Origin of the sequence: Micromonospora trifolii (genome assembly GCF_050516465.1) — a bacterium.
GTDB lineage: Bacteria > Actinomycetota > Actinomycetes > Mycobacteriales > Micromonosporaceae > Micromonospora > Micromonospora trifolii.
On the sequence record NZ_CP191526.1, the window covers coordinates 6,410,235 to 6,421,842 of the forward strand.

12 protein-coding genes and 1 pseudogene are annotated in these 11,608 nt (G+C 70.4%); all 13 read left to right on the plus strand.

What is annotated here, in order from left to right; translation table 11 throughout:
- Window positions 1–28: 28 nt before the first annotated feature.
- Window positions 29–1,105 (plus strand): 1,2-phenylacetyl-CoA epoxidase subunit PaaA, encoded by a 1,077-nt coding sequence (gene paaA, locus ACQRWP_RS29905; protein ID WP_430499539.1) that lies wholly within the window; start codon window positions 29–31, stop codon window positions 1,103–1,105.
- Window positions 1,102–1,386 carry a 1,2-phenylacetyl-CoA epoxidase subunit PaaB gene (gene paaB / locus ACQRWP_RS29910; RefSeq protein WP_091395615.1) on the plus strand — a complete coding sequence of 95 codons (285 nt, stop codon included), beginning with the start codon at window positions 1,102–1,104 and terminating at the stop codon, window positions 1,384–1,386. The genes paaA and paaB overlap by 4 nt, the downstream gene beginning before the upstream one ends.
- Window positions 1,383–2,108 (plus strand): 1,2-phenylacetyl-CoA epoxidase subunit PaaC, encoded by a 726-nt coding sequence (gene paaC, locus ACQRWP_RS29915; RefSeq protein WP_430499542.1) that lies wholly within the window; start codon window positions 1,383–1,385, stop codon window positions 2,106–2,108. The genes paaB and paaC overlap by 4 nt, the downstream gene beginning before the upstream one ends.
- The gene (paaD, locus tag ACQRWP_RS29920; RefSeq protein WP_430499544.1) at window positions 2,102–2,578 is read left to right on the plus strand and encodes a 1,2-phenylacetyl-CoA epoxidase subunit PaaD; all 477 of its coding nucleotides are present in this window, start codon (window positions 2,102–2,104) and stop codon (window positions 2,576–2,578) included. The genes paaC and paaD overlap by 7 nt, the downstream gene beginning before the upstream one ends.
- The gene (paaE, locus tag ACQRWP_RS29925; protein ID WP_430499546.1) at window positions 2,575–3,684 is read left to right on the plus strand and encodes a 1,2-phenylacetyl-CoA epoxidase subunit PaaE; all 1,110 of its coding nucleotides are present in this window, start codon (window positions 2,575–2,577) and stop codon (window positions 3,682–3,684) included. Before paaD ends, paaE begins: the two co-directional genes overlap by 4 nt.
- Window positions 3,685–3,813: 129 nt before the next feature.
- Complete coding sequence (gene mqnC / locus ACQRWP_RS29930; protein ID WP_430499548.1) at window positions 3,814–5,004, plus strand: cyclic dehypoxanthinyl futalosine synthase; 1,191 nt, start codon at window positions 3,814–3,816, stop codon at window positions 5,002–5,004.
- 376 nt (window positions 5,005–5,380) lie between these two features.
- A pseudogene (locus ACQRWP_RS29935) lies at window positions 5,381–6,436 on the plus strand (cell wall anchor protein); the annotation flags it as partial.
- A gap of 768 nt (window positions 6,437–7,204) precedes the next feature.
- Complete coding sequence (locus ACQRWP_RS29940) at window positions 7,205–7,915, plus strand: demethylmenaquinone methyltransferase (protein WP_196920656.1); 711 nt, start codon at window positions 7,205–7,207, stop codon at window positions 7,913–7,915.
- A gap of 87 nt (window positions 7,916–8,002) precedes the next feature.
- On the plus strand, window positions 8,003–8,227 hold the full coding sequence (locus ACQRWP_RS29945) for a hypothetical protein (RefSeq protein WP_430499550.1): 225 nt from the start codon (window positions 8,003–8,005) through the stop codon (window positions 8,225–8,227).
- A 139-nt stretch (window positions 8,228–8,366) separates the two neighbouring features.
- On the plus strand, window positions 8,367–9,644 hold the full coding sequence (locus ACQRWP_RS29950) for a geranylgeranyl reductase family protein (RefSeq protein ID WP_238679898.1): 1,278 nt from the start codon (window positions 8,367–8,369) through the stop codon (window positions 9,642–9,644).
- Between the two features lie 135 nt (window positions 9,645–9,779).
- Window positions 9,780–10,145, plus strand: a complete 366-nt coding sequence (locus ACQRWP_RS29955; protein WP_007454588.1) for an NADH-quinone oxidoreductase subunit A — start codon at window positions 9,780–9,782, stop codon at window positions 10,143–10,145.
- A 14-nt stretch (window positions 10,146–10,159) separates the two neighbouring features.
- Window positions 10,160–10,837 carry a NuoB/complex I 20 kDa subunit family protein gene (locus ACQRWP_RS29960; protein WP_124821345.1) on the plus strand — a complete coding sequence of 226 codons (678 nt, stop codon included), beginning with the start codon at window positions 10,160–10,162 and terminating at the stop codon, window positions 10,835–10,837.
- On the plus strand, window positions 10,834–11,571 hold the full coding sequence (locus tag ACQRWP_RS29965; RefSeq protein ID WP_430499553.1) for an NADH-quinone oxidoreductase subunit C: 738 nt from the start codon (window positions 10,834–10,836) through the stop codon (window positions 11,569–11,571). The genes ACQRWP_RS29960 and ACQRWP_RS29965 overlap by 4 nt, the downstream gene beginning before the upstream one ends.
- Window positions 11,572–11,608 lie beyond the last annotated feature (37 nt).

Sequence of the window (11,608 nt, forward strand, 5' to 3'; positions counted from 1 at the left end):
CGCGGTGCAAGCTGTAACACTTAGCCTCATGTATGGCAACGACTTCTCCGCCCCGAACGGCGCTCCCGACGAGGCGCCCGGCGGTTTGCTGGGCGAGGTCGAGGCCGCCGAGGCCGAGCTGCGGGCAGCGGCGGCGCGCGGGCGGCGTGGCGGCCCCGCGCCGGACGAGGACCTGGCGGCGTACTTCACCGAGGTGGTCGACGCCGAGCAGAAGATCGAGCCCCGCGACTGGATGCCCGACGCGTACCGGCGGACGCTGATCCGGCAGATCGCCCAGCACGCCCACTCCGAGATCATCGGCATGCAGCCGGAAGGCAACTGGATCAGTCGGGCGCCGTCGCTCAAGCGCAAGGCGATCCTGCTGGCCAAGGTGCAGGACGAGGCGGGTCACGGCCTCTACCTCTACGCCGCCGCCGAGACCCTCGGCATCAGCCGCGACGAGCTGGTCCAGTTGCTGCTCGACGGCCGCCAGAAGTACAGCTCCATCTTCAACTACCCCACCTTGAGCTGGGCCGACGTTGGCGCCATCGGCTGGCTGGTGGACGGCGCGGCGATCGTCAACCAGGTGCCGCTCTGCCGCTGCTCCTACGGCCCGTACGCCCGCGCGATGATCCGGGTCTGCAAGGAGGAGTCGTTCCACCAGCGGCAGGGCTACGAGATCCTGCACACCCTGGCGCACGGCACCCCCGAGCAGCAGGCGATGGCCCAGGACGCGGTGGACCGCTGGTGGTACCCGTCGCTGGCCATGTTCGGGCCGCCGGACGGCGACTCCACGCACTCCGCCCAGTCGATGGCCTGGAAGATCAAGCGTTTCTCGAACGACGATCTGCGCCAACGCTTCGTCGACATGTGCGTCCAGCAGGCCGAGATCCTCGGGCTGCGCATCCCCGACGAGGACCTGCGCTGGAACGACGAGCGGCAGGCGTACGACTACACCCAGCCGGACTACGACGAGCTGATGCAGGTGATCTCCGGCAACGGGCCGTGCAACCGGGAGCGGATGGCCCACCGCCGGGCCGCGCACGCCGACGGCAGCTGGGTACGCGAGGCCGCCGCGGCGTACGCCGCGAAGCGGGCGGTTCAGAAGGAGACGGTCGCAGCATGACGCAACACACCCCGCTCTGGGAGGTCTTCGTGCGGGCCCGGCGCGGGTTGTCGCACACGCACGTCGGCAGCCTGCACGCGCCCGACGCCGAGCTTGCCCTGCGCAACGCCCGTGACCTCTACACCCGCCGTCAGGAGGGCGTGTCGATCTGGGTGGTGCCGGCCGGTGCGATCACCGCGTCCAGCCCGGACGAGAAGGACGCTTTCTTCGACCCGGCCGCCGACAAGGTCTACCGCCACCCCACCTTCTACGAGGTGCCGGACGGGGTGGCCCACCTGTGAACGGGCCCTTCGACTTCACCCTCGCTCTCGCCGACGACGCGTTGATCGCGGCCCAGCGGTTGGCCGAGTGGACCACCCGCGCGCCGGAGATGGAAGAGGACATCGCGCTGGCCAACATCGCCCTCGACCAGCTCGGCGCGGCGCGCCTGCTGCTGTCGTACGCGGGCGAGTTGGAGAGCGCCGGCCGCGACGAGGACGCGCTGGCGTACCTGCGCGACGACCGCGAGTTCCGCAATGCGCTCCTGGTCGAGCTGCCCAACGACGACTTCGCGGTGACGATGGCGAAGCTGTTCTTCCTGGCGGCGTACCAACTGCCGATGTACACGGCGCTGGCCGGCTGCGCGGACGAGCGGTTGGCCGCGATCGGCGCGAAGGCGCGCAAGGAGTCGGCGTACCACCTGGACCACGGCGCGCTGTGGGTGAAGCGCCTCGGTGACGGCACCGAGGAGTCGCATCGCCGGATGCAGGCGGCCGTCGACCAGGTGTGGCCGTACACCCATGAGCTGTTCGCCGCGGACCCGGCGGCGCCGGTCGACCCGGCCACCCTGCGGCCGGCGTTCGACGAGGTCGTCGGCCCGGTGCTGGCCGAGGCGACGCTCACCCAGCCGGACAGCGCCTGGGCCCCCGCCGGTGGGCGGACCGGTGTGCACACCGAGCACCTGGCCTACCTGCTCGCCGAGATGCAGGTGCTGCACCGCGCCCACCCCGGAGCGAAGTGGTGAGCGCACGGGAGGCCGCCGCGAGCGTCGTGGACCCGGAGATCCGGGTCATCACCATCGACGAGCTGGGCATCCTGCGGGCGGTCGAGGAGGATCCGGCCAGTGGCCGGGTCATCGTCACCATCACCCCGACCTACACCGGCTGCCCGGCGATGGACGTGATCCGGGCCGACATCCGCAGCGCGCTCACCGCCGCCGGCCACCCGGACGCGGAGGTCCAGACCGTCTACAGCCCACCTTGGAGCACCGACTGGATCTCCGAGGGTGGGCGGGCCAAGCTCGCCGTCGCCGGGATCGCCCCGCCGGCCCCGGTGCCGGCCGCCGGCGTCGTGTCGCTGACGCTCGCGGTCCGCTGCCCGCAGTGCGGCTCGCCGGACACCGAGCAGGTCAGCCGGTTCGGCTCCACCGCGTGCAAGGCGTTGTGGCGGTGCCGTTCCTGCTCCGAACCCTTCGACCACCTGAAGGCGCTGTGACTGTCACCATCACCCGCCCGGTCCGCCGCCGGCCGGTCTTCCACCCGTTGTCCGTCGCCGCCGTCGACCGGCTCACCGACGACTCCGTGGCGGTGACCTTCGCCGTACCCGAGGAACTGCGGGAGACCTTCGCGTTCCGCGCCGGCCAGCACCTCACGGTCCGGCGAGTGGCCGAGGACGGCGCGGACGTGCGCCGGTCGTACTCGATCTGCTCCACCCCGGACGACCTGGCCCGGCACGGCCGGTTGCGGATCGGGGTGCGGGAGATTCCCGGCGGCGCCTTCTCGGCGTTCGCCTGTGGGGCGCTGCGCGGCGGCGACACGGTCGAGGTGCTGCCGCCGCTGGGCACCTTCACGACGGCCTTCGCGCCGGACCGGGTGCGGCACTACGGCGCTGTCGTCGCCGGCTCCGGCATCACCCCGGTGCTCGGGCTGGTCGCGACCGCCCTGGCCGTCGAGCCGGCCAGCACCTTCACCCTGGTGTACGGCAACCGCACGGCGAACACTGTGATGTTCGCCGAGGAGTTGGCCGACCTGAAGGATCGCCACCCCACCCGGCTGCACCTGGTGCACGTCCTCTCCCGGGAACAGGGCGAGTCGCCGCTGCTCTCCGGTCGGGTCGACGCCGAGCGGCTGGGGCGGTTGCTGGGCACCATCGTGCCGGGCGACCTGATCGAGGAGTGGTTCCTCTGCGGCCCGTACGGCATGGTGGTCGACGTTCGTGACGTGCTGACCGAACGCGGGCTGCCCGAGTCGGCGGTGCACACCGAGCTGTTCCACGTCGACACGCCGCCGGAGCCGGTGCGCCGACCCGTCGACCAGGCTGGTGCCGGGGCCGAGGTGACAATCGTGCTGGACGGCCGGTCGTCGAGCTTCACCATGGGTCGCGAGGAACGGGTGCTGGACGCCGCGCTGAAGGTGCGGGGTGAGCTGCCGTACGCCTGCAAGGGTGGTGTCTGTTCGACCTGCAAGGCGAAGGTCGTCGACGGCGCGGTCACGATGGCCCGCAACTACGCGCTGGAGCCCGACGAGCTTGCCGCCGGCTACGTGCTGACCTGCCAGTCCAGCCCGACCACCGACAAGCTAACTGTCGACTACGACGCCTGACCGTCCGCCCGCCCGTCCGTCCGCTCCCGTTCGGCGCTGCCTCCAGCGGGATCTCAGCCGTGTGCGGAGCGAATCACAGCCTTAAGCACCCCTCAGGGCCGAGGCGCGTGACCGGCGTAGGCTCGGGGTGTGACGGTGAGCCGGGAGATCGACGACATCCTGCAGCGCGGCGCGGACGGCGGGCGGATCACGCCCGAGGAGGCGTTGCTGCTCTACACCGAGGCGCCCTTCCACGCCTTGGGCGAGGCGGCGGACGCGGTGCGTCGGCGACGCTACCCGGACAACGTCGTCACCTACCTGATCGACCGCAACATCAACTACACGAACGTCTGCGTGACGGCGTGCAAGTTCTGCGCGTTCTACCGGGCGCCCAAGCACAAGGAAGGGTGGACCCACCCGACCGAGGAGATCCTTCGCCGCTGTGGCGAGGCAATCGAGCTGGGCGCCACCCAGGTGATGCTCCAGGGCGGGCACCACCCGGACTACGGCGTGGAGTACTACGAGGAGCTGTTCTCCTCGGTCAAGCAGGCGTACCCGCAGCTGGTCATCCACTCGATCGGCCCCAGCGAGATCCTGCACATGGCAAAGGTGTCCGGGGTGAGCCTGGACGAGGCCATCGCCCGGATCAAGACCGCCGGCCTGGACTCGATCGCCGGCGCCGGCGCGGAGATGCTGCCGGAGCGGCCCCGCAAGGCCATCGCGCCTCTCAAGGAGTCGGGCGAGCGCTGGCTGGAGGTCATGGAGCTGGCCCACCGGCAGGGCATCGAGTCGACCGCCACCATGATGATGGGCACCGGCGAGACGCACGCCGAGCGGATCGAACACCTGCGCATGATCCGGGACGTGCAGGACCGCACCCGTGGGTTCCGGTCTTTCATCCCGTGGACGTACCAGCCGGAGAACAACCACCTGAAGGGCCGCACCCAGGCGACCACGCTGGAGTACCTGCGTCTGGTCGCTGTGGCCCGCCTCTTCTTCGAGACGGTGCCGCACCTCCAGGCGTCCTGGTTGACCACCGGCAAGGACGTCGGGCAGCTCTCGTTGCACATGGGCGTGGACGACCTCGGCTCGATCATGCTGGAGGAGAACGTCATCTCCTCCGCCGGTGCCCGGCACCGCTCCAACCTGCACGAGCTGATCGGCATGATCCGCTCGGCGGACCGGATCCCCGCGCAGCGCGACACCCTCTACAACCGGCTCGCCGTGCACCACACGCCGGCCGACGACCCGACCGACGAGCGGGTGGTCTCGCACTTCTCCTCGATCGCGCTGCCCGGCGGCGGCGCGGGGAAGTCCCTGCCCCTGGTGGACGTCAGCTGATTGTCGACACCCGGCCGTTCGGCTGATCGACGCTCATGCTCCCGCCGGATCACCCCCCGGCGGTACGGGTGGTCCCCGCCGCCGCAGCGTCAGCCTGTCCGGTGCGGGGCTGGTGGAGATGATCGTCGGCGGCTAGCGTCCCGGCTCATATTCGTCACCACCGTCGACCGACGGGGCTGTCCTCCATCGGCCCGCTGCGGGTCGTTCATATAACGCACGGCAGTACGGGCGGGATGGGTGACCATCCCGCCCGTACTGTCTGCCCAGCTCGGACCGGACGGATGAAAACGGCTCCGCCTGCTGGCGTGGAAGATCGGCCTCCGATAGCGTCCGCTCGTTCCGCAACCATTCTTTCTTCCCTACCCCCGGGGGACTGATGACAGCGTTCCACCGCTCGACGCTGGTGCGCGCCAGTGTCGTGGCGCTGCTCGCGGCCGGCGGCATCGCCGCCGTGGCCGCCCCAGTGCTGGCGGCCGAGGAGGCCGATCTGGCCCTGGTGCCGCTCAGCTACAACCTGGCCAAGGGTGTCACGGAGGCCAAGAGCAAGCCGTTCAAGTTCTCTGTCGACAACACCCGGAGCAAGGAAGACGCCAAGGGTGTCAGTTACACGGTGGACACCAGCAAGCTGAAGACGAACAAGGTCCGGGTCGTGGTGCCCGACGGCTGCCGGGTGAACGGCAAGAAGTTCACCTGCCGCCTCGGCGACCTGGCCGCCGGCACCAGCGAGGACTTCGGTATCCCGATCTTCTCCACCGGTGGCAAGGGCGCCGCCGGCACTCTGGTGGTCACCATCCGCTCGGCCACCGAGGACCCGAACGAGGAAGACAACAAGGTCGAGCACGACATCACCGTCACCGAGCCTGGGTACGACCTGACCAGTTGGGTGCAGGACGTCAACGCGAACGTCGTGGTGAACGGCGTCAACGGCGACGACCCCGACCTTCGGCCGGTGCGGCCGGGCGAGACGGTGCCGGTCGACTGGGCGGTCTACAACGACGGCAGCCGCAAGGCCACCGGCCTCGCCTACGTGCTCACCCTCCCGGCGGGCGTCACCTTCGACACCCTGCCGGACACGTGCACCACGCAGACCTTCGGCGTCGCTCAGGCGCTCTGTCAGGACGACGGCGCGGTGATCCGGCCCGGTGACTACTACACGGCGGACATCAAGGTGACCGTCGGCAAGGACGTCACCGAGCCGGTGCTGCGGGTCGGCGAGCTGGTGGCGCACGGTCTGGACGCGGCAGCCGGCAAGCCCGAGGAGCAGCCGCGGCGGGCCAGCGCCGCTCAGCGGAAGGCCTTCACCGAGATCGACGAGGGCGACAACCAGGCGATCTTCGACGTCTTCGTCGACCTCGCCGTCGACCCGACGCCGACGCCGACGCCGACGGCCACCCCGACGGAATCGCCGACGCCGACCCCGACGGTCACTCCGACCGAGTCGCCGACGCCCACGCCGACGGTCACTCCGACCGAGACGCCGAGCCCGACGCCGACGGTCACCCCGACGGAAACGCCAACGCCGACGGAGACGCCGACCCCGACGCCGACGGTCACCCCGACGGAGACGCCGAGCCCGACGCCGACGGCCACTCCGACCGAGACGCCGACCCCGACGCCGACGGCCACTCCGACCGAGACGCCGACCCCGACGCCGACGGCCACTCCGACCCCGACGCCGACGCCCACGCCGACGGCGACGCCGACCGCGACGGCGACGCCGACTGTCACGCCGACCGCGACATTCACCCCGACCGCGACGGCCACTCCGACGCCGATCCCGAGCGGTACGACGACGCCGGGCACGACGGTCTCGCCGGGTGCCGGTGGTGGCTCCGTCGGTGGCGGCTCGGGCGGTGGCGGCCTGCCGGTGACCGGTGTGCAGGTCGGTTTGATCGGTGGCATTGGCGTGATCATCCTGCTGGTGGGCGGGGCGTTGTTGGTGCTCACCCGTCGCCGCAAGGTGGTCCTGGTCTCGCCGACCGACGAGAAGTCGACCGACTGACACCGGTGTCCTGACCAGCGGCGCGCACGAGCGGCGCGACCGCGACGGGTGCGACTGCGACAGGCGTCCTGACCGAGGTGTCATGGACGCGGGCACGACGCGAGGGCGGGGTGGGCGACCACCCCGCCCTTTCGCGTACGGGGGCGTGCCGCCCCACCCAGCGAACGTCGGTTGGCGGGCGGCTGGCAGAGTGGAGGGGTGAGCCGTACCCCGCAGGGCCAGCGCGCCAGTCTGGACAAGCAGCCGCACGAGGTCGCCGCGATGTTCGACGGTGTGGCAGAGCGTTACGACCTGACCAACACGGTGATCTCGCTGGGCCAGGACCGCTCCTGGCGGCGGGCCACCCGGGCGGCGCTCGGGCTGCGGCCGGGCGAGCGGGTGCTGGACGTGGGGGCGGGCACCGGCGTCTCGACGCGCGAGCTGGCCCAGTCCGGGGCGTACGCGGTCGGGGTCGACCTGTCGCTGGGCATGCTGCACACCGGCAAGCGGGCCCGTCCCGAGGTGCCGCTGCTGGCGGGAGACGCGCTGCGGCTGCCGTTCGCCGACGCCAGCTTCGACGCGGTGACCATCTCCTTTGCGCTGCGCAACGTCAACGACACCGACGCGGCGCTGCGTGAGCTGGCCCGGGTGACCCGGCCGGGCGGCCGGCTGGTGGTCTGCGAGTTCAGCACCCCGGTCAACCCGGTCTTCCGGACGGTCTACCTGTCGTACCTGATGCGGTCGCTGCCGGCGGTGGCCCGCACGGTGTCGAGCAACCCCGAGGCGTACGTCTATCTCGCCGAGTCGGTCCGGGCCTGGCCGGCGCAGTCCGCGCTGGCCGGCCGGGTGGCCGCGGCCGGGTGGGGGCGTGTGGCGTGGCGCAACCTGACCGGTGGCGTGGTGGCCCTGCACCGGGGGATCCGCGAGTAGCGGACGTTCCGCGCCAGCCGGTACGGACATTATTCAGGTTTCGTTAATATCGGACTTTAGTCCACTTTGCCCGGTACGCTCGATCGCATGACCGGAGCAGACCCGGCGGACCCGGTGGCCGCCACCGACAACGACGCGGCCGAACTCATCGCCCAGTTGCGCGAGTTGGCCGGGGCCGACCCGGTGGAGGTCCGGCAGGTGGTCGCCGAGGTGTTGGCGGCACTGGACCGGGCGGCGGGCGGGGCGCTCCGGGAGCATCTACCGGAGACAATTCGGGTCGATGCGGGCCTGGACGCCTCCAGCCCGGCCTGACACCTGACTGCTGTGGACGGTGATGAACTGTCACATCGGCGAGTTAGGTACCCCTGATCCTGCGCTGGTATGACGCCGGTCATACACTCGTCCCGTCTGGCTTGTGAAGCATTTCACGAGCGTGCGGGAGGAGGCGCGAATGACCGCGGTTGAACATGATGCCGACGTCATTGTCGTGGGCGCCGGTCCCGGTGGATCAGCGACTGCGTACCACCTGGCCCGGCACGGCGTACGGGTGCTGTTGTTGGAGAAGACCGAGTTCCCCCGGGAGAAGGTCTGCGGCGACGGGTTGACCCCGCGCGCGGTGCGCCAGCTCATCCGGATGGGTGTGGACACCTCGCCCGAGGCGGGCTGGCTGCACAACCGCGGCCTGCGGGTCATCGGCGGCGGGGTACGCCTCGAACTGGACTGGCCGGAGCTGGCCAGCTTCCCCAACTACGGTCTGGTGCGCACGCGTCTGGACTTCGACGACCTGCTCGCCCAGCGGGCGGTGGCCGCCGGCGCGAAGCTGCGGACCAGCGTCAACGTGCTGGGCCCGGTGCTCGACGGCGACGGCCGCGTCACCGGCGTCGAGGCGGAGGTCGGGCCGGGCAAGGAGCCCACCACCTTCCACGCCCCGCTGGTCGTCGCGGCGGACGGCGTCTCCGGCCGATTCCCGCTCGCGCTCGGGCTGGCCAAGCGGGAGGACCGGCCGATCGGCGTGGCCGTCCGCCGCTACTACAACTCGCCGGCAAAGCACGAGGACAACTACCTGGAGTCCTGGCTGGAGCTGCGCAGCAAGGACAGCGGCGACAACCTGCTGCCCGGGTACGGCTGGATCTTCGGCCTCGGTGACGGACGGGTCAACGTCGGCCTCGGCGTGCTCAACTCGTCCTCGGCGTTCGGCAAGACGAACTACCGCCGGCTGCTCACCGACTGGCTCGCCAACACCCCGGAAGACTGGGGGATGACCGACGAGACCAACGCCGACGGCCCGATCCTCGGCGCCGCGCTGCCGATGGGCTTCAACCGGGTGCCCCACTACACCCGGGGCGTGCTGCTGGTCGGTGACTCGGGCGGCATGGTCAACCCGTTCAACGGTGAGGGCATCGCGTACGCGATGGAGTCCGGCGAACTGGCCGCTGAGGTCATGGTCCAGGCCCTCGCCCGGCCGGCCGGCCCGGAACGGGAGCGCGCTCTGCTGGCGTACCCGAACGAGCTGAAGGCCCGGCTCGGTGGTTACTACCGGTTGGGCGGCATCTTCGTGAAACTGATCGGCCGCCCCGAGATCATGCGGATCGCCACCAAACACGGCATGCCGCACCCGACGCTGATGCGTTTCGTGCTCAAGCTGTTGGCCAACCTGACCGACCCGCGCGGCGGGGACGCGATGGATCGGGTCATCAACGCGATGACGAAGGCCGCCCCAGCCGTATAAGTAGGACGGCATCGGCGCTGGTCACGGCCCCGACGCTGACAAAGATCGACCCCCGCCGACTGCCACTGCGAGGGACGTGAATAGTGTGATTTTCGTCAAGCACCGAGGGCAGGGAAGGACGAGCAGGAGAAAACGATGTCGCTCTCGCCTTACGCACCGATCATCGGGCTGTTCGCCCTCGCCGCGGCGTTCTCGCTGTTTTCCGTTGGCGCCGCCCGCTTCGCCGGTCCCCGTCGCTACAACAAGGCCAAACTCGAGGCTTACGAGTGCGGCATCGAGCCCAGCCCGCAGCCGGTCGGCGGCGGGCGGTTCCCGATCAAGTTCTACCTGACGGCGATGCTCTTCATCGTCTTCGACATCGAGATCATCTTCCTCTACCCCTGGGCGGTCTCGTTCGACGCTCTGCCGATCTTCGGCTTCGTGGAGATGGTCCTGTTCATCGTCGCGGTCTTCGTTGCGTACGCCTACGTGTGGCGGCGCGGCGGCCTGGACTGGGACTGAGGAAGGAACGTCAGATGGGCATCGAGGAGAAGCTTCCCGCCGGCGTCCTGCTCACCTCGGTGGAGAAGCTGGTCAACTGGTCTCGGAAGTCGTCCGTGTGGGGCGCCACCTTCGGCCTGGCCTGCTGCGCCATCGAGATGATGGCCGCCGGTGGTCCGCACTACGACATGGGCCGCTGGGGCATGGAGGTCTTCCGGGCGTCGCCCCGGCAGGCCGACCTGATGATCGTGGCCGGCCGGGTGAGTCAGAAGATGGCCCCGGTGCTGCGCCAGATCTACGACCAGATGGCCGAGCCGCGCTGGGTGCTCTCGATGGGCGTCTGTGCCAGCAGCGGCGGCATGTTCAACAACTACGCGATCGTGCAGGGCGTCGACCACGTGGTGCCGGTCGACATGTACCTGCCCGGCTGCCCGCCCCGGCCAGAGATGCTCATCGACGCGATCCTCAAGCTCCGCGAGAAGATCATGTACGAGCCGCTCGGCCCGAACGGTCGCAAGATGCTCGCGGCCCGCCAGGAGCGCGGCGACGTCCCGATCGTGCCCTACGGCTCGATGCCCTCCTCGTACCGCAGCGACAAGGCCCGGCGCGCCGAGTGGACCCGGGCGGTCCGCGAGGGCCGCGAGGAGCAGCTGCGCATCGAGAACTGGATGAACGCTCAGAACCACCTCCACCCGCAGGCAGGCCCGAAATGACGTCACCCACGGACAAGCCAAACGACGGCGGCGTACCGCTGCCGGTGGTGCCGGCCGGCGCCACCAGCGGTGCCCCCGCCGAGTTCCCGCCGGCCAGCCCGGCCGGTCGCGGGATGTTCGGCAACCAGGGCACCGGCGACGTGTCCGGCTACGGCGGCCTGGTCCGCCAGCGCCAGCCCATCGAGGAGGCGTCCCGGCCGTACGGGAGCTACTTCGACGAGGTCCGCGACGCGCTGGAGGAGGCCTACCCGGCCTTCAACGACGCGATCGAGAAGGTAGTTGTCGACCGGGGTGAGCTGACCCTGCACGTACGCCCCGAGCGGATCGCCGAGGTCTGCCAGGTGATGCGGGACGACGCGGCGCTGCGGTTCGAGCTGTGCTCCTCGGTGTCCGGTGCGGACTACCTGGGTGCCGACGAGCGCCGGCTGCACGCGGTCTACCTGCTCACCTCGATGACGTACCGGCGGCGGGTCCGGCTGGAGGCCGCGGTCTCCGTCGAGGCCCCGCACCTGCCCAGCGTGACCGCCATCTACCCGACGGCGGACTGGCAGGAGCGCGAGGCGTACGACATGTTCGGCATCGTCTTCGACGGCCACCCCAGCCTGACCCGGATCCTCATGCCGGACGACTGGGAGGGCCACCCGCAGCGCAAGGACTACCCGCTCGGCGGCGTCCCCGTCGAGTACAAGGGCGCGGAGATCCAGCCGCCGAACGAGCGGAGGTCGTACCAGTGAGCGCGAGGAGTGCAGCGGAGCGGAGCCCCGCAGTCGC